Below are 21,240 nucleotides of genomic sequence, written 5' to 3'. Positions count from 1 at the left end.
GCCCTCAGAAGTAGGTCGTGAGGAGGTCGGCGACCACCGGGTCGTCGCTGTCGTCGGCGAGCACCGGGATGGTGCGCCACTTGTCGAGTGCGGTGCACGGGTGCGACAGGCCCAGCGCGACGACCTCCCCCACGGCGAGGTCGGCCTCCGCCGGCAGCTGCACGAACGCGTGCTGGTCGTTGACCGCGGTGACCTGTGCGCCCTCGAGCTCCCGGCGGGGCGCGCCGAGCTGCGCGGCGACGCCGAGCACCGTGGGCATCCCCTCGTCGAAGGACACGTCGCGCTTGCCCACGTCGAGCAGCGCCAGCCCCGGCTCGGGCCGCGAGACCACCCGCGCCCACGCCGTCATCGCGGGAGTGAGGTGATAGGTCGCGCCGTCGTCGGTGCGGGCGAAAGGCGTCATGGCCGTGTAGAAGCCGGAGTCGTGGATGACGTACGCCCCCGAGCGGATGACGACGCGGACCCGGTCGGACGCCAGGGGCGCGAGCACTGCGGCGACCCGGTCGAAGTAGGCGCTGCCGCCGGCGGTGAGCACGATCTCCCCGTCGGCGGGGTAACTCCCCGCGTCGTGCAGCGCCTGGTGCGTCGCCGCCATCCTGCGCAGGAAGGCGTCGACCGCGGCGACCGCCTCGGGCGTCGGGTCGTGGGCGAGGGCGCCCTCGTAGCCGGCGACCCCGCCGAGTCGCAGATTGCCGGCCTCGGCGAGGGCGCGACCGATGGCGACGGCGACCTCGACGCTGCGCGCCCCGGTGCGGCCGTGCGCCCCGCCGAGCTCGGCCAGCACGGTGAGCGGACGGTTGCCGGTGAAGTGCTCGCGCAGCACCGCGACCGACTCGAGGCTGTCCGCCCAGACCATGACCTCCAGCTCGGGGTCGGTGTCGACAGCCTCGGTGAGCCAGCGCAGGGCGGCGGGGTCGACGAGGTCGTTGGCGACCTGGATGCAGCGCACCCCGGCCGCGACCGCCACCCGCAGCTGGGGGTAGTTGGCCACGGTGATCGAGTGCGCGCCCGCCTCCAGCTGCCGGCGCCACAGGACCGGAGACATCGTGGTCTTCCCGTGCGGGGAGAGCGCGATGCCGTGGTCGCTCGACCAGGCGGCAAGGGTCTCGACATTGGCGGCGATCGCCGGCTCGGACAACGTGAGCAGCGGGGTCGCGAGCGAGGACAGGCGTGGCGCGGTGGCCAAGAACTGCTCGGCGGTGAGTCCGTCGGCCTGCGGCGGGAGGGCCTTGTCCGTCGCGGAGAGCGGGCCCTCGGGGCGGCCGGTGAGCTGGTGCGGCACGCGATCACGTCCTTCTCGGATGCCGGTCGATCTGGGGGTTCTACGGCTTGTGTTGCGTAATATGCAACGCATGTTGCGTATTGAGCAGCGTTGACGTTAGCATCGTCGCGGCGGTGTGGCAACGCACACATCCCGCTCGGATCACCCACCCGATGACCCGGAAGGAGCCCGCGCATGCGCGCTGCCCAGCCCACCGTCGCCTGCCTCGGCGAGCCGTTGGCCCTGGTCGCGCCCGAGCGCCTCGACCTCGTGCCCGCCCCCGGTGAGGCCGGCCTGAGCGGGGCCGAGGCCAATGTCGCCGTGGGGCTCGCCGGGTCGGGGGTGCCGGTGGGCTACGTCGGTCGGGTCGGCGCCGACGCGGCCGGCCGTGACGTCGTGACCGCGCTGGAGCAGGCCGGGGTCGACGTCTCGGCGCTGGGCGTCGACCCGCAGCGACCCACGGGCCGCTTCACCAAGGTCGTCACCCCGGACGCGTCGGGGGAGCCGTCCACCGTGGCCGACTACCGCCGGGCCGGCTCCGCCTTCTCCGCCGCCGGCCCGGAGCTGCTCGTCGACCCCGCCGTGCGCGACCTCCTCGGCGGCGCCCGCCTCGTGCACTGCTCCGGCATCACCCCGGCCCTGTCCCCGCAGTGCGCCGCGCTGATGGACGCGCTCGTCGGCGAGCGCCGCGGCGTCGCGGGGCAGGTGAGCTTCGACGTCAACTGGCGCGAGAAGCTGTGGCCGAGCGGCGACCCGTCCGAGGTCGTACGGCTAGCGGGTCTGGCCGACCTGGTGCTCGTCGGCGCCGACGAGGCCGAGCGGGTGCTCGGCGAGAGCGACCCGGCGCGGCTGCGGGCGCTGCTGCCCGAGCCGGAGCTGCTCGTGATCAAGGACGCCGACCGCCGCGCCGTCGCCGTCGGCCGCGACGGGACGCAGACCGAGGTGCCCGCGCTGCGCGTCGAGGTGGTCGAGGCGGTGGGCGCCGGTGACTCGTTCGCCGCCGGCTTCCTCCACGGCTGGCTCGCGGGCGAACACCTGCAGACCTGCCTGCGCCGCGGGCACATCGGCGCCGCCGCGACCCTCACCGTGCACGGCGACTTCGCCCGCGCTCGCGCCGACGTCGTACGCCGGTTGCTGGCCGCCGACCACGAGCAGTGGGCCGGGATACGGTTCACCGGCGCCGACGTGCTCGAGCCGGTCGGCTGACAAGGAGCGTGCGATGAGCCAGAGCCTGCAGCGTGCGCTGCACATCCTCACCCTGCTCGGCGACGAGCCGGCCAGCCTCGACGACCTCGCCGGCCAGCTGGGCGTGCACAAGACGACGGTGCTGCGCCTGCTGAGGCCGCTGACCGAGGAGCACTTCACCTATCGCGACGAACAGCACCGCTATCACCTCGGCGCCCGGCTGCTCGAGCTCGCCGCGGCAGCGGCCGAGCAGCGCACGCTGCGCGTTATCGCCTCGCCGCACCTGACCTCGTTCAACCGGGAGTACGGTCGCACCACCCACCTCGCCGAGCGCGAGGGATCCAACGTCGTCTACATCGAGAAGCTGGAGTCGCGCGACCAGATCCGGATGTTCTCCCGGGTGGGCACGGCGGCCAACCTGAACTCGACCGGAGTCGCCAAGGTGATCCTGGCCGACCTGCCGGACGACCAGCTGGAGCTCGAGGTCGACCGGATCGATTTCGTACGCCGGACGCCCAACACCATCACCGACCCCGGGGTTTTCCTCCGCGAGGTGCGCGAGGTGCGCGAGCGCGGTTGGGCGACCGACCGCGAGGAGAACGAGCCCTCGATCAACTGCATCGCGATGCCGGTGCGCGGCCAGTCCGGGCGGGTGCTCGGCGCGGTCTCGGTGTCGGTGCCCGACGTGGTGCTGCCGTACGAGGAGCTGCTCGGGCTGCTCGACCCCCTGGGCGCGACCTGCACCGCGATCTCGGTCGACTGCGGATATCGACCACCCGAGTCCTGAACCACCCGACCCACCCCGACCAGGCCGGACCGTCCGGCCACGACAGCGAAGGAGCCGACCACCGATGACCGCCACCCGCGTGCAGACCGACGCCGCCCCCGCCCCCGCCCACACGTTCAGCCAGGGGGTGCGGCGCGGCAACCTGCTGCAGGTCTCCGGCCAGGGCCCGATGGACCCGGCCACCAACACCTACATCGCCGAGGGAGACGTGCGCGCGCAGACGCTGCGCACCCTGCAGAACGTGCAGGCGATCCTGGAGGCGGGCGGAGCGTCCGTCGCCGACGTGCTGATGTTCCGGGTCTACCTCACCAAGCGCGAGGACTTCGCCGCGATGAACGAGGCTTACGGCGAGTTCATCGAGCAGCACGTCCCGAGCGGCGCCACGCTCCCGTGCCGCACCACGGTTTTCGTCGGCCTCCCGCACGAGGTCATGCTCGTCGAGATCGACGCCCTGGCCGCCACCGACTGAAGCCCTGACCCCCGTGCCCCGCCCCTGGTCCCCCTCCCCCTTCGGACCAGGGGCGGTCCTTACGCAGGCCCCGGCCCCGGCATCGTCGAGGGCGGCAAGGGAGCATCCTTCGGCCGCCTCTCCTCCTCCGGCCGGGCTCGCAGGCTCACCCGCCCGGCATCGTCGACGGCGGCACAGGAACCACGACGGCGGCACAGAAAAGATCTGTGCCGCCGTCGTGGTTTGTGGGCCGCCGTCGTCGGCTCCGCCGGGTGCCGTACGCCCTCGCCGGCTCTCCCGGCGGCTGACCCTGGTCAGGGGCGGACCGCGGTGACCGCGCCCGCGAGCGAGCGCACGTCGCGGAAGCCGCGCTCGGCCAGCAGCGCCGCGGCCTGGGCCGCGCGGGCACCCGAGGCGCAGACGGTCACCACCGGGTCGGCGACGTCGAGCGCGTCGATCTGCGCCGCGGAGGCGATGCGCCCCTGAGGGATCCGCAGCGAGCCGGGCACGATGCCGTCGGTCTCGCCCGGCTCGCGCACGTCGATGACGACCGGGCCATGGCCTGCGGCGAGCTCCCTGCCGAGCGCGCCCGGGGTGACGACGCCCGGGCGGGGCGAGGCGGGCGTACTGCCGCTGTTGCTGGTCCGGTCGTCCGCAGGACGCGACGCGCGCTCCGCGGACGACTGGCGCCCGGGGTCCGCGGTGATGGTGAGCGTGCGCCAGGTGGCCGCGAGCGCGTCGAACAGCAGCAGCCTTCCGAGCAGAGGGGTGCCGGCGCCGGTGACGAGCTTGACCGTCTCCGCCGCCAGCACCGCGCCGACGGCGTGGCACACCATCCCGAGCACGCCACCGGTCTGGCAGGTCGCCGCACCCTCGGGGACGTCGGGGTGCAGGTCGCGATAGGCGGGTCCGTGCGGCGGCCAGAACACGCTCACCTGGCCGGTGAAGCCGAGCACCGCACCCCAGACGGTCGGGATGCCGCGACGCTCGGCGGCGTCGGCGACGAGGTACCGGGTCGCGAAGTTGTCGGAGCCGTCGACCACCACGTCGTAGTCCGCGAGCACCCGGTCCGCGTTCGCGCTCGTCAGCCGCTCGCGGTGCTCGCGCACCGTGACGGTCGGGTTGATCTCCAGCATCGCCTCGCGCGCTGACGTCGTCTTCGGGCGACCGACGTCGGACGTGCCGTGCAGCAGCTGGCGGTGCAGGTTCGTCGTCTCGACCACGTCGTCGTCGACGACGCCGATCGTCCCGACCCCGGCCGCGGCGAGTGCGGCCAGGGCAGGCGTACCGAGCCCGCCGGCGCCGACCACGAGCACCCGCGCCGCGGCGAGCCGGCGCTGCCCCGTCTCGCCGATGCCGGGCAGGGCGAGCTGGCGGGCGTAGCGGTCGCGGGCGGCGTCGTCCAGCAGGCCGGTCGGTTCGACCAGCGGGGCGCTCACAGGTCCGGCCTTCCGGTCATCGGCGAGGAGGCGAGGGCGTGCTCGCGCCGCGGGATCCGGCCCGAGCGCGCGGCGAGGCGTCCGCCGATCACGGCGTGCCGGAACGCCGCGGCCATCCCGGCCGGGTCGTCGGCGCGGGTGATCGCCGTGGCCAGCAGCACCGCGTCGCAGCCGAGCTCCATCGCGAGCGCGGCGTCCGACGCCGTGCCGATGCCCGCGTCGAGCACGACCGGCACCGACGCGCGGGCGACGATCAGCTCGATGTTGTGCGGGTTGAGGATGCCGAGGCCGGTGCCGATCGGCGCCCCGAGCGGCATGACCGCTGCCGCCCCCAGGTGCTCCAGCCGCAGCGCGAGCGCGGGATCGTCGTTGGTGTACGCGAACACCGAGAACCCCCGCTGCACCAGCTGCTCGGTCGCGTCCATCAGCTCGGCGCCGTCGGGCAGCAGGGTGTCCTCGTCGGCGATCACCTCGAGCTTGACCCAGTCGGTCTCGAACGCCTCACGGGCGAGCTCGGCGGTGAGCACCGCCTCCCGCGCGGTGAAGCAGCCGGCCGTGTTGGGCAGCAGCCGGATGCCGCGCCCGGCAATCAACGGATAGAGCCCCGCTCCGTCGCCGGGCGCGAACCGGCGTACGGCCACCGTGGTGAGCTCGGTGCCGGAGGCCGCGAGCGCGGCGTCCAGGTCGGCGAGGCTCTCCGCCCCGCCGGTGCCCATGATGAGCCGGGAGGAGAAGGTGGCCCCGGCGACCTCGAACGGGTCGAGCTGCTCAGCCACCCTGCACCGCCGTGAGCACCTCGACCTCATCGCCCGCGGCCAGCCGCGCCTCGCTCCAGCGACTGCGCGGGACGACCGCGGTGTTGACGGCGACCGCGAGGCCGAGGGCGGCACCGTCGGCCGCGGTGCCGTCGGGCCGGATGTCGCGACCGGTGAGGTCGGCCACCAGGTCCACGACGGCCGCGCCCTCCTCCACGCGCGTCGGGGCGCCGTTGAGCTGGATGTCGATCATGGAACCTCCAAGGGGGCGGGGTCTTCAGGAGAAGCGATCGGGACGGAACGGGTCGGCGAGGGATGGCGTACGGCCCTCGGCCAGCTGGGCGACCGCCTGGGCGGCCAGCGGTGCGAGCATCACGCCGTGCCGGCCGAAGCCGGTCGCGACGAGCAGCCCGGGCGCCGCGCGGCCGAGCAGCGGGGCGTTGTCCGGGGTGACCGGACGCGGGCGGGCCGTGGTCTCGAGCAGGGTCAGCTCGGCCACGGCAGGGATCACGGCCACGGCGTCGCGCAGCAGCTCGTAGACCCCGCCCGCCGACACCCCGGCGCCGCCGTGCTCGCGCTGCGTCGCGCCGATCACCACCGTGCCGTCGAGGCGCGGCACGAGGTAGACCCTGGAGCCGCGCACGTGCGCGCGCACGGTGCGGGTCAGGAAAGGCCGGAGCCCGGCGGGTGCCTCGAGTCGCAGGATGTCACCGTGCACGGGCCGCAGCGGCGGGGCGAACGGCATCCCCGGCAGGTCGGCCGCCCCGAGACCGCTCGCGACCACGACCTCGTCCGCGCAGATCGTCGTGCCGTCCGCGAGCCGCACCCCGGTGACGGCGCCGGCGTCAGCGTCGGCGTCGGCGGGCAGCAGACCGACCACCCGGGCCCGGACCACGCGATCCGCGAGCGCGCCCTGCAGCGCGGCCGCGAGCGCCCGCGGGTCGACGCGGTGCTCCTGCACGCGCCTCGCGGCCACCACCCGCGGACCGAGCAGCGGTTCGAGCCGGCGCGCCTCGCGCAGGCCCACCTGCTCCACCTCCCCCGGGTGCCGGGCGGCGATGTCGTCGAGCGCTCGCCGGTCGGCGTCGTCGACCGCGAGGAGCAACGTGTCGACGCCCTCGAACCCGCACCCACCGCCACCCGGCACCCCGTCGAGGAAGGCGGGGTAGGCCGCTGCCGACGCCTCGGCCGCCGCGTGCAGCGCCGGCTCGGTGAGCCGCTGCTCACTGATCGGCGCGATCATCCCGGCCGCGGCGTGGGTCGCCCCGGACGCAGGCTCGGGGTCGACCAGACGCACGTCCCGACCCGACCGCACCAGCTCCCACGCGATCGCGAGCCCGACCACGCCCCCGCCGACGACGACCACGTCGCACCGCGCGCCTACGCTCGCCGGGTGCACCTCTCCCGCGCCCAGCTGTACGTCTGCACCGACGCCCGCCGCGACCGTGGGGACTTCGCCGCCTTCGTCGACGCGGCCTACGCCGGCGGGGTCGACATCGTCCAGCTGCGCGACAAGACCATCGAGGCGGCCGAGGAGCTCGAGCTGCTTGCCACCCTGCGCGCGGCCGCCGAGCGGCACGGCCGACTGTGGGCGGTCAACGACCGGGCCGACGTCGCCGCGGCTTCCGCCGCGCCCGTGCTGCACCTCGGCCAGGGCGACCTCCCGCGCCCGCAGGCGCGCCGCATTGTCGGCGACGCCGTCGCGCTCGGCCTGTCCACCCACGACCAAGCGCAGCTGGCCGCCGCCCGCGCCGAGGCCGGTCTGGGCTACTTCTGCGTGGGACCGGTGTGGGCCACGCCCACCAAGCCCGGACGTACGCCCGCCGGCCTGGAGCTCGTGCGCGCCGCTGCCGAGGCCGACCGGGTCAGTGGGGCGAGCCGCCCGTGGTTCGCGATCGGCGGGATCGACCACGACACCGTCGACGCGGTCGTCGCGGCAGGCGCCAGCCGGGTCGTCGTGGTGCGCGCGATCACCGAGGCCGACGACCCGGCCGAGGCGGCGCGCCGGCTGCGCGACCGGCTGCCCGCTCTGCCCTGACGCGGGCGCGCCCGGGACGATGCTCATCGGACCCCTACTTCCTACGCCGGCATGACCCGGACAGGTTCGACGGTCTCGGCAGCGTCAGCCTGATCTCAGCCCGTGCTCGGGCTCCCGTGTGGTGCGACCGATGCTACGCCCGCGCCCGGCTGCCCGGCCCACCCCCAGGGCTCACCCGCCCGGCATCGTCGACGGCGGCACAGGAACGCCCGTTGGCCGCCTCTCCTCCTCCGGCCGGGCTCGCAGGCTCACTCGCCCGGCATCGTCGAGGGCGGCACAGGAATACCGTTTGGCCGCCTCTCCTCCTCCGGCCGGGCTCGCAGGCTCACCCGCCCGGCATCGTCGAGGGCGGCACAGTAACCACGACGGCGGCACAGATCTTTTCTGTGCCGCCGTCGTGGTTTGTGGGCCGCCGTCGTCGCCCCGCCCCGACGACGTACGCCTTCGCCGGGCTAGTCCTCCCGGCGGCGCCGGCCGCTCGGCAGGTCGCTGCGGTCGGCCTGGCCGCGGTCGCGGCGCTCGCCGCGCGGGTCGAGGCGCTCCTCGTCCTCGTCGCTGATCGCGCCGGGGGCACCACCGTGGGAGAACACCGGGCCCTCGTCGGTCTCGCGGCCGATGATGTTGAACACGATGTTCAGCAGCACCGCCATGATCGCGGCCGAGGTGATGCCGGAGTCGAAGATCGTCTGCCACCAGGCCGGGAAGTGCTCCCACACCTCCGGCTGCACGATCGGCGCCATGCCGAAGGCGATCGAGGTGGCGACGATGACGATGTTGCTGTTGCCGGAGAAGTCGACGCCCTTCAGCGTGCGGATGCCGCTCGCGGCGACCGTGCCGAACAGCACCAGACCCGCACCGCCGAGCACCGCCATCGGCACCGCGGCGACGAACGCGCCGAGCACCGGGAACAGGCCGAGCAGCACCAGGATCCCGCCGCCGACGGCGACGACGTAGCGGCTGCGGATGCCGGTGATCGCGACGAGCCCGACGTTCTGCGCGAACGCGCTCAGCGAGAAGCTGTTGAACACGCCGGCGACGGCGGTCGAGAGGGTGTCGGCCCGCAGACCGTTGGTGACGGTGTCGCGGTCGGCGTGCTTCTCGGTGACCTCGCCGAGGGCCAGGATGTCGGCCGTGGCCTCGGTCATGATCACCAGCATCACGATGAACATCGAGACGATCGCGCTGACCTCGAAGGTCGGGGCGCCGAAGTGGAACGGCGTCGGCACCTGGAACGCCCGCGCCTCGCCGATCGCGCCGAAGTCGGCCATCCCGAACGGCAGCGCCACGAGCGTGCCGAGCACCAGGCCGAGCAGGATCGCGATGCGGCTGAAGAAGCCGGGCAGGAAGCGATAGATCAGCACGATCAGCACCAGCGTGGCGCCGGCGAGCGCCAGGTGCTTCGGCTGGCCGAACTCCGGCGTGCCGACGCCACCCATCGCCCAGCCGACACCGACCGGGATCAGCGACAGACCGATCATCGTGATGACCGTGCCGGTGACGACCTCGGGGAAGAAGCGCAGCAGCCGGGTGAAGATCGGCGCGATCAGGAAGCCGGCCACGCCGGCGACGATCAGCGCGCCGTAGATCCGCTGCAGCCCCGCCGCGCCGCCGCCGGTGGCGGCACCGATCGCGAGCATCGTGGACACCGCGACGAACGAGGTGCCCTGCACGATCGGCTGCCGGGCGCCGATCTTCCACACGCCGATCGTCTGCAGGATCGTCGCCAGCCCGGCCATGAAGAGCGAGGCCGAGACCAGGTAGATCGTGTCGGCGGTCGAGAGCTTGAACGCCCCGGCGATGATGAGCGGCACGGCGACGACGCCGGCGTACATGCTCAGGACGTGCTGCAGGCCGTAGAGGATCGAGGGCCCGGGGGCCATCGGGGTGTCGACCGGGTGACGCGTGGCGGTGCTGGTGCCGCTGGCCTCGCTCATTCAGATCACCAGGCCTGGCCGGGGTCGAACGCCTTGCTGTTCGAGGAGGACTCGTCGCGCTGGATGGTCGCCTCGATCAGGCCGTACGGCCGGTCGTCGGCGTGGTGCACCTCGAACTCGTTCTCGAGCCCGAACGGCGACAGGTCGATCACGAAGTGGTGGTTGTTGGGGCAGGAGAAACGGATCTCGCTGACCGAGTCGGCCGCGTCGAGCACCGCGGTGCCCATGTCCCAGATCGTCTGCTGGAGGGCGTACGAGTAGGCGTTGGCGAACGAGCTGGTCACCGCGTCGAGCACGGTGGAGAAGCTCTTGCCCCAGTCGACGTCGGTGCCGTTGTGCAGCCACTGCGCCTTGACGTCGGTCGCCATGATGCGGTCCTTCGTCGGCTTCAGCGTCGTGTACTTGTCCTCGTAGAACCCGTGGAACTCCGAGTCCGTGGTCTTCAGGACCGTCAGGTCCTTCAGCCCGGAGACGACGTACTCCGCGTCGGGGGTCTTGGTGACGGTGACCGTGCGCACGTAGTCCTTGTTGCGCACGAAGCCGTGCGGGGTGCCGTGCGCCCGCTCCCACGGGAAGGCCTCGACGTTGACCCGGCAGCTGGTGATCTGCGGGACGGTGTCGACGAAGTGGCGGGCGAGCGCGAGGGCCAGACCCTCGGGCTCACGGGCCTCGTCGCCGTGCTCCTTCATGAACGCGTTGACCGTGTTCTTGGTCGCGTCGGTGGTGAGGACCTTGGCCTGGTCGCCGGTGACGTGGGCGTCCTCGAAGTCACCCTGGTGGGCGACCGAGACGTTGTAGTCGACGATCTCGTGCTCCGCCTCGCGCCCGCCGTCGCGATAGACGCGCACCGCGTGCACCTCGGCCTTGCCGTACTGGTTGTGCCCGAGCACGTAGGACATATGGATCAGCTCCCTCGGTAGGTGGAGAAGGCGAACGGGCTGAGCAGCACCGGCACGTGGTAGTGCCGCTCCTCGTCCACCGTGAACGTGATGGCGACCTCGGGGTAGAACCCCGTGACGCCCTGGGCGGCGAACCACTCGCCGGTGGCGAAGACGATCCGGTAGTCACCGGGGGCCAGTCCCTCTGGGACCAGCTCGGCGACCCGGCCGTCGTCGTTGGTGGTGCCGGACCCGACGGTCTGCGGGTCGGCGCCGGTCTGCGACCGGGACTGCACCTCGACACGCATGCCGGTGGCCGGGTTGCCGGACACGGCGTCGAGCACGTGGGTGGACAGCGTGGACATGGGGCGCTCCTTCACTCCGTGGGCGACAGCGCCCGCTCGAGGCGCAGCCGGGTGATCTGACGCAGCTGCTCGCGCACCTCGGCGCGCTCGGTCTCGTCGTCCTGGTCGAGCCTGCGGGTCAGCTCGGTGAGCATCTCCTGCGGGCTGCGGCCCGCGGCACGGATGAGGAAGACGCGGTCGAATCGCCTTTCGTAGGAAAGGTTTCCGTCGCGCAGCTGCTGCTGTACGTCATCGCCGGCGTCGGCGACCGACGCCTGCTCCTCGCGGCTCCAGCGAGCGTCGGTGCCCTCGCCCTCGGCGCGGTCCCCGATGCGCGGGTGGCCGGCGAGCGCCTGGTCGACGTCGGCGTCGGCGATCTCGCCCATGGCGGTGTCGGAGCCGGCGAGCGCGGCGGCTCGGTCCGCGTAGGGGCGGTGGGCGAGCAGCTGGTCGACCCAGGCGTCGCTGGCGCAGCAGGCCCGCAGGGTCTCGCGCAGCTGCTCGGCGGGAGCGGCGTTGAGCCGCTCGAGGGTCAGCTGCTGGTCGTCCGGCACTGGGTCGTCTCCCGGTCTTGGCGCTCCCGCGCGGCCTGCTGGATGTTTCGCGATGCGGAATCTGTATTCCGTATCCAGAAAGTAGACCGGAGACGGTCAGTGCCGTCAAGGGTTTTCGAGATATACCTCACACCCGGGGGTAACCGGCGCCGCGACGGCGGCCGGCGAGCGTCCCCGCCCGACGGCCGGGCGAGCGCCCCCGCCCGGCCGCCGACTCAGGCTGCGCCGGGCTCCAGCTGCTCGGCCAGCCGCTCGGCGACGGTGCGCAGCACGGGGAGGGCACGATCGCGCACGTCGTCGGTCAGGCGCGACTCCGGCGCCGACAGCGAGATCGAGAAGTTGCCCTGCTCGCTCGGGACGGGCACGGCGACGCAGCGCACGCCGAGCTCCATCTCGCCGTCCTCGGTGGCATAGCCCTCGGTGCGCACGTCGGCGAGCTGGCGCAGCAGCACGTCGGGGTCGGTGATGGTGCTGGGCGTCATCGCCGGCATGCCGACCCGGTCGAGCAGCGCGCGCACCTCGTCGTCGGGCAGCCGCGACAGCAGGGCCTTGCCGGCCGCACGGCAGTGCGGCTGCACGTGCTGGCCGAGCTCGGTGAACATGCGCATCGCGCGCGGCGAGGGCACCTGGCCGACGTAGACCAGCTGGTCGCCGTCGAGCGTCGCGAGGTTGACCGTCTCCCCGAACTCGTGCACCACCGCGGCGAGCTCGCGCGCGGCCCGGGCGCCGAACCCCTCGCGGGCGCTGTTGCCGAGCGGGATGAGCCGGGTTCCGAGGGCGTAGCGCCGGTCGGGCAGCTGGCGCAGGTACGACCGGTCGACGAGGGTGCGCACGATGCGGTGGATGGTCGGCATCGGCAGACCGGTGGCCGCGCTGATCTGGCTCAGCGAGGTCTCGCCGCCGGCGGCGTCGACCACCTCGAGGATGTCGAGGGCGCGCGCCACCGACTGGACGCCTCCCGCTCGCGTCTTGTCGGCCGGGGTGTCGACCATGGGTGCTCCTCGTGAGACAGACTCGTCATTCCGATGGATGGAATCTACACTCCGCATCGCAGAACATTTGCACCAGAGCCCCACCGGTTCGGCGACGATGCCGGGAGACGCGCAGCGCAGCAAGCGGCTCCCGGAGGAGGAGCCGGACCCACGAACCCCAGGAGATTCACGTGTCAGCTCCGAGCCCTGGCTATTCCATCACCCTGCGGGTCGCCTGCCCCACCGATCCGTCGGCCACCGCGCGCCTGTCGAGCGCCATCGCCGAGGCCGGGGCCATGGTCACCGCGCTCGACGTCGCGGAGAGCCGGCACGACGCGATCCTCGTCGACGTGGGCTGCAACGCCTCCGGCCAGGAGCACGTGGAGCAGATCAGGGCCACGATCGAGGCGCTCGACGGGTTCACCGTCGACAAGGTCAGCGACCGCACCTTCCTGCTGCACATCGGCGGCAAGATCGAGGTCACGCCCAAGGTGTCGCTGAAGCACCGCGACGACCTGAGCCGGGCGTACACCCCCGGCGTCGCCCGAGTGTGCACCGCGATCGCCGAGAAGCCTGAGGACGCAAGGCGACTCACGATCAAGCGCAACACCGTCGCGGTCGTCACCGACGGCTCGGCCGTGCTCGGCCTCGGCAACATCGGGCCGGAGGCGGCGCTGCCCGTCATGGAGGGCAAGGCGGCGCTGTTCAAGCGGTTCGCCGACGTCGACGCCTGGCCGGTCTGCCTCGCGACGCAGGACACCGACGAGATCGTGCAGATCGTCAAGGCGATCTCCCCGGTCTACGGCGGGGTCAACCTCGAGGACATCTCGGCGCCGCGCTGCTTCGAGATCGAGAAGCGGCTGCGCGACGAGCTGGACATCCCGATCTTCCACGACGACCAGCACGGCACCGCGATCGTCACGCTCGCCGCGCTGGTCAACGCGCTGAAGGTCGTCGGCAAGAAGATCGGCGACGTGCGCATCGTCGTGAGCGGCGTGGGCGCGGCCGGCACCGCGATCATCAAGCTGCTGCTGGCCGAGGGCGCGACCGACGTCATCGGGTGCGACCGGCACGGCGCCGTCACCGAGGCCAAGCCCGGCTCGGGCGAGATGCGCGAGTGGCTCGTCGCCCACACCAACCTCGAGCGCCGCACCGGCACGCTCGCCGAGGTGCTGGTCGACGCCGACGTGTTCATCGGCGTGTCCGCACCCGACCTGCTCACCGGCGACGACATCGCCCGGATGGCCGACGACGCCATCGTGTTCGCGATGGCCAACCCGGTGCCCGAGGTCGACCCGGTCGCGGCCGCCGAGCACGCCGCGGTCGTCGCGACCGGCCGCAGCGACTTCGCCAACCAGATCAACAACGTGCTGGCCTTCCCCGGCTTCTTCCGCGGGCTGCTCGACGGCGGCACGAGCGACATCACCGACGACATGCTCTCCGCCGCCGCGCGCGCGATCGCCGCGTGCGTGGGCGAGCACGAGCTCAACGCCAGCTTCATCGTCCCGAGCGTGTTCGACCCCGAGGTCGCACCGGCCGTGGCCGAGGCCGTCGCCGACGTCGCCAAGGCCGAGATCGCCAAGGGCAAGACCACGGAGGTGGGCCGTTCATGACCGACGTCACCACCGAGCTCACCGCCGAGCTCGACCGGCAGCTGCAGCAGGCCGACGCCGAGCTCGCCGCGCGCTATCCCGGCGAGCGGGTCGACCGGCAGCCCGTGCACACGGTGTACGTCCCCGCCGACCGGTTCGGCGCCGGCACCGTGCGCGCGTGGGGCACCGAGGCCCTGCGGCTGCTCGACACCTTCGCCCCCGACGCACCGACCCTCGCCGCGGCCACCGGGTTCGACCCGGGCGAGGTGAGCGAGGCGTACGACGCGGTGCGCGGCAAGCTGCAGGTCGAGCCGGTCGAGGACCTGCGGGTCGACCTCGAGGACGGCTACGGCCTGCGGCCCGACGACGTCGAGGACGCCCACCTGCGCGGCACCGTCGAGGCGTTCCGCCGGATGGCCGACGACGGCACCCGGCCGCCGTGGTTCGGCGTGCGGTTCAAGAGCTTCGAGGCGCCCACCCGGGCGCGCGGGGTGCGCACGCTGACCCAGGTCGTCGGCGCGTTCGCCGACGGCGGCGCGCTGCCCGACGGCTTCACCCTGACCCTGCCCAAGGTCACGTCCATCGCCCAGGTCGAGGCGATGGTGACGGCGTGCGAGCGGCTGGAGCAGGCGTACGGGCTCGGGGCCGGCGCCATCACGTTCGAGATCCAGGTCGAGACCGCGCAGTCGATCATGGCCCCCGACGGCACGGCGGCGGTCGCGCGGATGATCGGCGCGGCGCAGGGGCGGGCCAGCTCGCTGCACTACGGGACGTTCGACTACAGCGCCGGGCTCGGCATCGCGGCGGCCTACCAGTCGCTGGACCACCCGGCCGCCGACCACGCCAAGTTCGTCATGCAGGTGGCCGCCGCCCAGACCGGCGTGCGGATGAGCGACGGCTCCACCAACGTCGTCGCGTTCGGCGACGCCGAGCAGGCGGCCGCGACCTGGCGGCTGCACGCCGGGCTGGTCGACCGGTCGCTGGTGCGCGGGATCTACCAGGGCTGGGACATGCACCCGGGCCACCTGGTCTCGCGCTACCTCGCGACCTACACCTTCTTCCGGCGGGCGGCGCCGAGCGCGGCCGCCCGGCTGAAGGCGTACGTCGCGCGCGTGGAGGGCGACGTGATGGACGAGCCCGCCACCGCGCGGATGCTCTCGCACGCACTGCTGCGCGGGATGCGTTGCGGCGCAGTCGATTCCGGCGATGTCGCGGCGGCCACCGGGCTGACCGAGGCCGACCTGGTGGCGCTCACTCGTTGAGCCCGCGCTGCTCCCGTTCGTACTGCACGAGAGGCCGGTCGCCCTCGCCCTGACCGCGCTGCACCGTCGGGTGGACCACGAGCACGACGAGCATCACGACGAGCACGACCGAGGTGATCGCGAACGGCAGCGGGACGATCGGGTCGAGCAGGATCAACGCGGCGCCGGCCGGGATCACGATGTTGGTGAACCGGTCGGCGAAGTCGCACATCGCGATCCACCAGATGCCGAGGATGAACACCGCCACGGGCACGGTGAAGGTGAAGGCCGCCGCGACGTCGGACAGCTTGGAGTCGCCGTTGATCACGTCGAGCTCGACCTCGATGCCGGCCGACAGGGCGCCCGCCGCGGCGAACACGAAGTAGTGGGTGTAGCCGTAGCGCACCGACCGGCCCAGGCTGCCGATCGACTCGTGGTGCGGCGGCCAGAAGTAGATCCACCACAGGGCGGCCGTCGACACCAGGGTCAGCACCGCGACCGAGACGAGCTGCACCAGGTCGTGCTCGCCGCGCAGCCCCTCGATGATCGCGTTGGACGAGCCGAGCAGGCTCTCGCCGAGCAGGATCAGGGTGAACAGCCCGTAGCGCTCGGTGATGTGGTGCGGGTGCCACGGCAGCGCCCGCTGCCGCTCGGCGATCACCGGCACCGAGATCTCCCCGGCGACGAGCAGGGGGACCACGACGTAGCGTGCCGTCCCCTCCAGGGGCAGCGTCGCGATCCACAGGATCTGCATGACCGTCACGCCGACGGCGTAGGTCAGCGTCGTGCGGCGCAGGTCGGGGTTGGAGATGGAGGCGCGGATCCACTGCGCCACCAACCCGACCCGCATGACGACGTAACCCGCGACCGCGAGCGTGAAGTCGCCGTCGGCGAACAGCGGTTGGATCCCCGCGGCGAGGATCAGCACCCCGGCCATCTGCACGATCGTGAGCAGCCGGTAGAGCCAGTCGTCGGTGCCGAACGAGGTCGCGAACCAGGTGAAGTTCATCCACGCCCACCAGATCGCGAAGAAGATCAGGGCGTAGGACACCAGGCCGTCGACCACGTGCGCCTCGGTGAGCGCCTCGTGAAGCTGCACCGAGGCGATGCTCACCGCGACGACGAAGACCAGGTCGAAGAACAGCTCGAGGGTGGAGGCCGAGCGCCCCGGCTCGCTGGGGTCACGCGGCCGCATCGGCGCCAGGCGCAGCCGCGTGCGGCTGCCGGCGGACTCGGTGGTCATGGCTTCACGGTAGGCCCCGCAGCTCGCGCACCCGCTCGATCAGCCGCGCGGCTTCGTCCTCGCTCAGGTGCGCGCCGACCCGGGTGAGCAGCTCGGGCAGCTCGGCGAGGTCGTACGTCCGGCGCACGGGCTCCTCGCCCGCGCGGCCTTCGGTGATCGCGTGCTCGTTGATCGTGACCAGCGCGGGGGTGCCGTCGGGGTCGACCTGGTGCCGGTTGGCGATCAGCGCGCTGCGGAAGTGCGACGTGGGTGCTGTGCTGGTCCACAAGTGCCCCATCTCGACGTCGATGCGTCGCGCGGGGAGCTCGTCGACCAGGTGCATCAGCTCCCACTCGTCGGTGCGCCGCCGCCACAGCTCCCACGCCGAGCCGCCCGGCTGCTCCTTGCCGGTCTCGCGAATCTCGTGCGGCCACAAGCCTTCTGGTGCCTGCGCGTGGTCGGCGAGCGCGACGGGGGCGAGCGGCGGGACGCCGATCCCCGGGTCGCAGAGATAGCGCACGCCGTCGAGCGTCACCACCAGGGTCAGGTGGGTGCGCGAGCCCTCGCGCACGTCGCCGACGCGCCCGAGGTGGGGCTCGACCGCATAGCCGAGTCGGTCGAGCACCGCGTGCACCAGGGTGCCGTGCTCGAAGCAGTAGCCGCCGCGGCCACGGCCCACGAACTTCTCCTGGACGACCTCGAGCGAGACCCCCGGGTGCTGCTCGAGGAGCACGTCGACGTTGTCGAAGGGGAAGGTGCGCGCGTGCGCGACGAGCAGGTCGGTGAGCGCGGCGAGCGACGGCGGCCGGACGCTCGCGCCGGTGCGGGTGAGGTAGGCGTCGAGGTCGAGGGCGGAGGAGTCCCAGGGCATGACCTCATCCTCGCGGGCGCCGTCGGGGGCGCCGACCGGAGCCGCCGCAGCCGGTGGGTGGACGGACCTTGACCTACCGCCGGGTCACCCCTAGATTCCTCACATCGGAATAGTTCTTCCGCATTACGGAATGCAGGACTACGGAGAACGATCCAGCAAGGAGCCAGCCAGATGCCGAGCCCACGCCGCTACGCGGTCAACCTGTCGATCCTGTTCACCGAGGTGCCCTTCCTCGAGCGCCCGCAGGCCGCCGCCGACGCCGGTTTCGACGCCGTCGAGTCGTGGTGGCCGTGGCCGACCGCGACCCCGAGCCAGGAGGAGGTCGACGCGTTCGTGCAAGCGATCGAGTCCGCCGGCGTGCAGCTGGTCGGCCTCAACTTCTTCGCCGGCGACATGCCCGGCGGCGACCGCGGCCTGTTCGCCTGGCCCGAGCGCGAGGAGGAGCTGCGCGCCAACATCCCGGTCGTCGTCGAGATCGGGCGGCGCCTCGGGTGCCGGGCGTTCAACGGCCTGTACGGCAACCGCATCGACGGCGTCGACGCCGAGACCGCCGACGCCCAGGCCACGACGATGCTCGGCGAGGCCGCCGCGGCCGTCGCCGAGATCGACGGCACCGTGCTGATCGAGCCGGTGAGCGGCACCCCCGCCTACCCGCTCAAGACCGCCGCCGAGGCCGTCGCGGTGATCGACCGCGTGCGCGCCGAGACCGGAGCCGAGAACCTCGGATTCCTCTGCGATCTCTACCATCTCGCGGCCAACGGCGACGACGTCGAGGCGGCCGTGCAGACGTACGGCGGGCGTGCGGCGCACGTGCAGATCGCCGACAACCCCGGTCGCGGGGAGCCGGGCACCGGCGACCTCGATCTCGACCGCTACCTCGACGAGCTGGCCCAGCAGGGCTACAGCGGCTACGTCGCCCTCGAGTACAAGACCACCTCCACCACCACCGAAGGGCTCGACGCGTGGCTGCCGCGCGCCGAGCGCAGCGCCGGTGCAGATTCCGCTAGGAGCCACGCATGAGCACGAAGGTCGCATTCATCGGGCTGGGCATCATGGGGTCGCCCATGGCCGTCCACCTGCAGAACGGTGACTACGACGTCACCGGGTTCAACCGCTCGCCGGAGGCCACCCAGCCGCTGGTCGAGGCAGGCGGCACCGCCGCCGACAGCACCGCCGAGGCCGTCAAGGACGCCGAGGTCGTGTGCGTGATGGTGCCCGACTCCCCCGACGTGCAGGACGTCCTGCTCGGGGAGGACGGCGTCCTCGCCAACGTGCCGAAGGGCGCGCTGGTGATCGACTTCTCCTCGATCCGCCCCGACGTGACCAAGGAGCTGGCCGAGGCGGCCGGTGAGGCGGGCGTACGCCTGCTCGACGCCCCCGTGTCCGGCGGCGAGGCGGGCGCCAAGAACGCCGCGCTGTCGATCATGGTCGGCGGCGACGAGGCCGACTTCAAGGAGGCCCAGCCGCTGCTGGAGACCGTCGGCAAGACGGTCGTGCACGTCGGCCCGAGCGGCGCCGGCCAGACGGTCAAGGCAGCCAACCAGCTCATCGTCGCGGCCAACATCGAGGCCCTCGCCGAGGCGCTGGTCTTCCTCGAGGCGTACGGCGTCGACACCGCGGCGGCGATGGACGTGCTCGGCGGCGGACTCGCCGGCAGCGCCGTGCTGAACCAGAAGCGGGAGAACATGCTGACCCGCTCGTTCGACCCGGGCTTCCGGATCGACCTGCACCACAAGGACCTGGGCATCGTGACCTCCGCTGCCCGCGAGGTCGGGGTCGTGCTGCCGATGGGCGCGGTCGTCGCACAGCTCATGGCGTCGGCCCGGGCCAACGGCGACGGCGGGCTCGACCACAGCGGGCTCCTGCGCGGCGTCGAACGCCTGAGCGGGGCGACCGGCACGACGAACGACGGGAGGGGTGCGTGATGGCACGGATGCGAGCAGTCGACGCGGCTTGCCTGATCCTCGAGAAGGAAGGCGCCACACAGCTTTTCGGGCTCCCCGGCGCGGCGATCAACCCGTTCTACAGCGCGGTGCGCGCGCACGGCGGACTGAAGCACGTGCTGGCGCGCCACGTCGAGGCGGCGTCGCACATGGCCGAGGGGTTCACCCGCGCGAAGGCCGGCAACATCGGCGTCTGCGTCGGCACGTCCGGCCCGGCCGGCACCGACATGATCACCGGGCTGTACGCCGCCTCCGCCGACTCGATCCCGATCCTGGCCCTCACCGGTCAGGCTCCGGTCGCCAAGCTGCAGAAGGAGGACTTCCAGGCCGTCGACATCGCCTCGATCGCCGCGCCCGTCACCAAGTGGGCGGTCACGGTGATGGAGGGCGGGCAGGTCCCGGGCACCTTCCAGCGCGCCTTCTGGCTGATGCGTGAGGGCCGGCCCGGGCCGGTGCTCATCGACCTGCCGATCGACGTGCAGCTCACCGAGATCGAGTTCGACATCGACGCCTACGAGCCGCTGCCGGTCGCGCGGCCGGCGGCCACCCGGGCCCAGGCCGAGAAGGCGCTGGCGATGATGAACGCCGCCGAGCGTCCGCTCATCGTGGCCGGCGGCGGCATCGTGAGCGCCGAGGCCTCCGACCTGCTGGTCGAGCTCGCCGAGGTCACCGGCGTGCCGGTGATCCCGACCCTGATGGGCTGGGGCACGATCCCCGACAACCACCACCTGATGGCCGGCATGGTCGGGCTGCAGACGTCGCACCGCTACGGCAACGCGACGATGCTCGCCTCCGACTTCGTGATGGGCGTCGGCAACCGCTGGGCGAACCGGCACACCGGCAGCGTCGAGGTCTTCGCCAAGGACCGCACGTTCGTGCACATCGACATCGAACCCACCCAGATCGGAAGGGTTTTCGCGCCCGACCTGGGCATCGTGTCCGACGCCCGGGCCGCTCTCGAGCAGCTCGTCGCGGTCGCGCGCGAGCAGCAGGCGGCCGGCAGCCTGCCCGACCGCACCGTGTGGGCCGAGGAGTGCCGGCAGCGCAAGGCGACGATGCAGCGCAAGACCAACTTCGACGCCGTGCCGATCAAGCCGCAGCGGGTCTACCAGGAGATGAACAAGGCGTTCGGGCCCGACACCCGCTACGTCTCGACCATCGGCCTGTCGCAGATCCAGGCGGCCCAGCTGCTGCACGTGTTCAAGCCGCGGCACTGGATCAACGCCGGCCAGGCCGGCCCGCTGGGCTGGACCGTCCCGGCGACGCTCGGGGTGGCCACGGCCGACCCCGAGGCGACGGTCGTCGCGCTGTCCGGCGACTACGACTTCCAGTTCCTCATCGAGGAGCTCGCGGTCGGCGCGCAGTTCAAGATCCCGTACATCCACGTGCTGGTGAACAACGCCTACCTCGGCCTGATCCGGCAGGCGCAGCGCGGGTTCGAGATGGACTACTGCGTGCAGCTGTCGTTCGACAACGTCAACGCCGAGGGCGACGCCCCGGCCGGCTACGGCGTCGACCACGTCAAGGTCGTCGAGGGCCTGGGCTGCAAGGCGATCCGGGTCACCGAGCCCGACGAGATCCTGCCGGCGCTGGAGACGGCGAAGAAGCTGCTCGTCGAGTTCGAGGTCCCGGTCGTCGTCGAGGTCATCCTCGAGCGCGTCACCAACGTGTCGATGGGCACCGAGATCGACAACGTCGTCGAGTTCGAGGAGCTCGCCGCCGCCGGCGAGGACGCCCCGACCGCAACCGTCGCGCTGCTGGACTGAGCGAGGCAGGA

Annotated in this window: 21 protein-coding genes; 9 read left to right on the top strand and 12 right to left on the bottom strand. The window is 72.5% G+C overall.

The features are described from left to right. Positions 1 to 4 precede the first annotated feature (4 nt). Positions 5 to 1,282 (bottom strand): type III PLP-dependent enzyme domain-containing protein, encoded by a 1,278-nt coding sequence (locus tag FB554_RS15710; protein WP_236022174.1) that lies wholly within the window; start codon positions 1,280 to 1,282, stop codon positions 5 to 7. Positions 1,283 to 1,456: 174 nt separating this feature from the next. Between FB554_RS15710 and FB554_RS15705 the strand changes: the two genes are divergently transcribed. The 3 genes from FB554_RS15705 to FB554_RS15695 all read left to right on the top strand — a co-directional run bounded on the left by FB554_RS15705 (position 1,457) and on the right by FB554_RS15695 (position 3,702). Beyond that, complete coding sequence (locus FB554_RS15705) at positions 1,457 to 2,467, top strand: sugar kinase (protein WP_142007316.1); 1,011 nt, start codon at positions 1,457 to 1,459, stop codon at positions 2,465 to 2,467. A 13-nt stretch (positions 2,468 to 2,480) separates the two neighbouring features. Continuing rightward, positions 2,481 to 3,233, top strand: coding sequence for an IclR family transcriptional regulator (locus FB554_RS15700; protein ID WP_142007315.1), 753 nt, complete (start codon positions 2,481 to 2,483; stop codon positions 3,231 to 3,233). A gap of 64 nt (positions 3,234 to 3,297) precedes the next feature. Then, positions 3,298 to 3,702: a RidA family protein gene (locus FB554_RS15695; RefSeq protein ID WP_142007314.1), complete on the top strand. Its 405-nt coding sequence runs from the start codon at positions 3,298 to 3,300 to the stop codon at positions 3,700 to 3,702. 293 nt (positions 3,703 to 3,995) lie between these two features. Here the strand turns inward: FB554_RS15695 and FB554_RS15690 are convergent, their stop codons facing one another. From FB554_RS15690 to thiO, 4 genes are read right to left on the bottom strand one after another with little or no spacing between them, the layout of a single operon-like run. After that, positions 3,996 to 5,120 (bottom strand): ThiF family adenylyltransferase, encoded by a 1,125-nt coding sequence (locus FB554_RS15690; protein ID WP_142007313.1) that lies wholly within the window; start codon positions 5,118 to 5,120, stop codon positions 3,996 to 3,998. Next, positions 5,117 to 5,836 (bottom strand): thiazole synthase, encoded by a 720-nt coding sequence (locus FB554_RS15685; RefSeq protein ID WP_236022414.1) that lies wholly within the window; start codon positions 5,834 to 5,836, stop codon positions 5,117 to 5,119. Before FB554_RS15685 ends, FB554_RS15690 begins: the two co-directional genes overlap by 4 nt. Before the next feature lie 52 nt (positions 5,837 to 5,888). Beyond that, complete coding sequence (gene thiS, locus FB554_RS15680) at positions 5,889 to 6,128, bottom strand: sulfur carrier protein ThiS (RefSeq protein WP_142007311.1); 240 nt, start codon at positions 6,126 to 6,128, stop codon at positions 5,889 to 5,891. 24 nt (positions 6,129 to 6,152) lie between these two features. Beyond that, on the bottom strand, positions 6,153 to 7,241 hold the full coding sequence (thiO, locus tag FB554_RS15675) for a glycine oxidase ThiO (RefSeq protein ID WP_236022173.1): 1,089 nt from the start codon (positions 7,239 to 7,241) through the stop codon (positions 6,153 to 6,155). A gap of 27 nt (positions 7,242 to 7,268) precedes the next feature. Here thiO and thiE point away from each other — a divergent pair, with 27 nt between their 5' ends. Continuing rightward, positions 7,269 to 7,913 carry a thiamine phosphate synthase gene (thiE, locus tag FB554_RS15670; protein ID WP_142007309.1) on the top strand — a complete coding sequence of 215 codons (645 nt, stop codon included), beginning with the start codon at positions 7,269 to 7,271 and terminating at the stop codon, positions 7,911 to 7,913. Between the two features lie 452 nt (positions 7,914 to 8,365). On the opposite strand, the gene FB554_RS15665 is transcribed toward thiE, so the two are convergent. From FB554_RS15665 to FB554_RS15645, 5 genes are all read right to left on the bottom strand, one after another. Beyond that, entirely contained in the window at positions 8,366 to 9,847 is a 1,482-nt protein-coding gene (locus FB554_RS15665; RefSeq protein WP_142007308.1) for a nucleobase:cation symporter-2 family protein, read from the bottom strand. A 5-nt stretch (positions 9,848 to 9,852) separates the two neighbouring features. Then, positions 9,853 to 10,746, bottom strand: coding sequence for a factor-independent urate hydroxylase (gene pucL, locus FB554_RS15660; protein WP_142007307.1), 894 nt, complete (start codon positions 10,744 to 10,746; stop codon positions 9,853 to 9,855). Positions 10,747 to 10,751: 5 nt separating this feature from the next. Then, positions 10,752 to 11,090, bottom strand: a complete 339-nt coding sequence (gene uraH, locus FB554_RS15655) for a hydroxyisourate hydrolase (RefSeq protein WP_142007306.1) — start codon at positions 11,088 to 11,090, stop codon at positions 10,752 to 10,754. 11 nt (positions 11,091 to 11,101) lie between these two features. Next, the gene (uraD, locus tag FB554_RS15650) at positions 11,102 to 11,623 is read right to left on the bottom strand and encodes a 2-oxo-4-hydroxy-4-carboxy-5-ureidoimidazoline decarboxylase (protein WP_211344627.1); all 522 of its coding nucleotides are present in this window, start codon (positions 11,621 to 11,623) and stop codon (positions 11,102 to 11,104) included. A 215-nt stretch (positions 11,624 to 11,838) separates the two neighbouring features. Beyond that, positions 11,839 to 12,615, bottom strand: coding sequence for an IclR family transcriptional regulator (locus FB554_RS15645; RefSeq protein WP_142007305.1), 777 nt, complete (start codon positions 12,613 to 12,615; stop codon positions 11,839 to 11,841). 170 nt (positions 12,616 to 12,785) lie between these two features. Here FB554_RS15645 and FB554_RS15640 point away from each other — a divergent pair, with 170 nt between their 5' ends. Together FB554_RS15640 and FB554_RS15635 are read left to right on the top strand one after the other, a co-directional pair. Next, the gene (locus tag FB554_RS15640; RefSeq protein ID WP_142007304.1) at positions 12,786 to 14,207 is read left to right on the top strand and encodes an NAD-dependent malic enzyme; all 1,422 of its coding nucleotides are present in this window, start codon (positions 12,786 to 12,788) and stop codon (positions 14,205 to 14,207) included. Further along, a complete protein-coding gene (locus FB554_RS15635; RefSeq protein WP_142007303.1) occupies positions 14,204 to 15,448 on the top strand; it encodes a DUF6986 family protein in 1,245 nt (414 codons plus the stop codon). The genes FB554_RS15640 and FB554_RS15635 overlap by 4 nt, the downstream gene beginning before the upstream one ends. On the opposite strand, the gene FB554_RS15630 is transcribed toward FB554_RS15635, so the two are convergent. Both FB554_RS15630 and FB554_RS15625 read right to left on the bottom strand, forming a co-directional pair. After that, positions 15,438 to 16,670 carry a low temperature requirement protein A gene (locus FB554_RS15630; RefSeq protein WP_211344626.1) on the bottom strand — a complete coding sequence of 411 codons (1,233 nt, stop codon included), beginning with the start codon at positions 16,668 to 16,670 and terminating at the stop codon, positions 15,438 to 15,440. The two genes, FB554_RS15635 and FB554_RS15630, sit on opposite strands and share 11 nt — an antisense overlap. A 4-nt stretch (positions 16,671 to 16,674) precedes the next feature. After that, on the bottom strand, positions 16,675 to 17,520 hold the full coding sequence (locus FB554_RS15625) for an arylamine N-acetyltransferase family protein (RefSeq protein ID WP_142007302.1): 846 nt from the start codon (positions 17,518 to 17,520) through the stop codon (positions 16,675 to 16,677). 171 nt (positions 17,521 to 17,691) lie between these two features. On the opposite strand from FB554_RS15625, the gene FB554_RS15620 reads away from it, so the two are divergent. The 3 genes from FB554_RS15620 to gcl are packed head-to-tail and all read left to right on the top strand — an operon-like array spanning position 17,692 to position 21,229. After that, on the top strand, positions 17,692 to 18,540 hold the full coding sequence (locus FB554_RS15620; protein ID WP_142007301.1) for a hydroxypyruvate isomerase family protein: 849 nt from the start codon (positions 17,692 to 17,694) through the stop codon (positions 18,538 to 18,540). After that, positions 18,537 to 19,445, top strand: a complete 909-nt coding sequence (locus tag FB554_RS15615; RefSeq protein WP_142007300.1) for a 2-hydroxy-3-oxopropionate reductase — start codon at positions 18,537 to 18,539, stop codon at positions 19,443 to 19,445. The genes FB554_RS15620 and FB554_RS15615 overlap by 4 nt, the downstream gene beginning before the upstream one ends. Continuing rightward, positions 19,445 to 21,229 (top strand): glyoxylate carboligase, encoded by a 1,785-nt coding sequence (gene gcl, locus FB554_RS15610; protein ID WP_142007299.1) that lies wholly within the window; start codon positions 19,445 to 19,447, stop codon positions 21,227 to 21,229. The genes FB554_RS15615 and gcl overlap by 1 nt, the downstream gene beginning before the upstream one ends. Positions 21,230 to 21,240: the final 11 nt, after the last annotated feature.

The organism is Barrientosiimonas humi (assembly GCF_006716095.1).
GTDB classification, from domain to species: domain Bacteria; phylum Actinomycetota; class Actinomycetes; order Actinomycetales; family Dermatophilaceae; genus Barrientosiimonas; species Barrientosiimonas humi.
The sequence above is the reverse complement of the archived record's forward strand: the minus strand, read 5'-3'. Positions and strand labels throughout refer to the sequence as shown.

What these genes read in the sequence shown, in the direction of transcription:
- FB554_RS15615 (WP_142007300.1), top strand. Translation starts at nt 18,537, where the DNA reads ATGAGCACGAAGGTCGCATTCATCGGGCTGGGCATCATGGGGTCGCCC.
- FB554_RS15630 (WP_211344626.1), bottom strand. Translation starts at nt 16,670, where the DNA reads ATGACCACCGAGTCCGCCGGCAGCCGCACGCGGCTGCGCCTGGCGCCG.
- FB554_RS15685 (WP_236022414.1), bottom strand. Translation starts at nt 5,836, where the DNA reads ATGGGCACCGGCGGGGCGGAGAGCCTCGCCGACCTGGACGCCGCGCTC.
- FB554_RS15665 (WP_142007308.1), bottom strand. Translation starts at nt 9,847, where the DNA reads ATGAGCGAGGCCAGCGGCACCAGCACCGCCACGCGTCACCCGGTCGAC.
- FB554_RS15645 (WP_142007305.1), bottom strand. Translation starts at nt 12,615, where the DNA reads ATGGTCGACACCCCGGCCGACAAGACGCGAGCGGGAGGCGTCCAGTCG.
- FB554_RS15700 (WP_142007315.1), top strand. Translation starts at nt 2,481, where the DNA reads ATGAGCCAGAGCCTGCAGCGTGCGCTGCACATCCTCACCCTGCTCGGC.
- FB554_RS15705 (WP_142007316.1), top strand. Translation starts at nt 1,457, where the DNA reads ATGCGCGCTGCCCAGCCCACCGTCGCCTGCCTCGGCGAGCCGTTGGCC.
- pucL (WP_142007307.1), bottom strand. Translation starts at nt 10,746, where the DNA reads ATGTCCTACGTGCTCGGGCACAACCAGTACGGCAAGGCCGAGGTGCAC.
- FB554_RS15635 (WP_142007303.1), top strand. Translation starts at nt 14,204, where the DNA reads ATGACCGACGTCACCACCGAGCTCACCGCCGAGCTCGACCGGCAGCTG.
- thiS (WP_142007311.1), bottom strand. Translation starts at nt 6,128, where the DNA reads ATGATCGACATCCAGCTCAACGGCGCCCCGACGCGCGTGGAGGAGGGC.
- FB554_RS15695 (WP_142007314.1), top strand. Translation starts at nt 3,298, where the DNA reads ATGACCGCCACCCGCGTGCAGACCGACGCCGCCCCCGCCCCCGCCCAC.
- FB554_RS15625 (WP_142007302.1), bottom strand. Translation starts at nt 17,520, where the DNA reads ATGCCCTGGGACTCCTCCGCCCTCGACCTCGACGCCTACCTCACCCGC.
- FB554_RS15620 (WP_142007301.1), top strand. Translation starts at nt 17,692, where the DNA reads ATGCCGAGCCCACGCCGCTACGCGGTCAACCTGTCGATCCTGTTCACC.
- uraH (WP_142007306.1), bottom strand. Translation starts at nt 11,090, where the DNA reads ATGTCCACGCTGTCCACCCACGTGCTCGACGCCGTGTCCGGCAACCCG.
- gcl (WP_142007299.1), top strand. Translation starts at nt 19,445, where the DNA reads ATGGCACGGATGCGAGCAGTCGACGCGGCTTGCCTGATCCTCGAGAAG.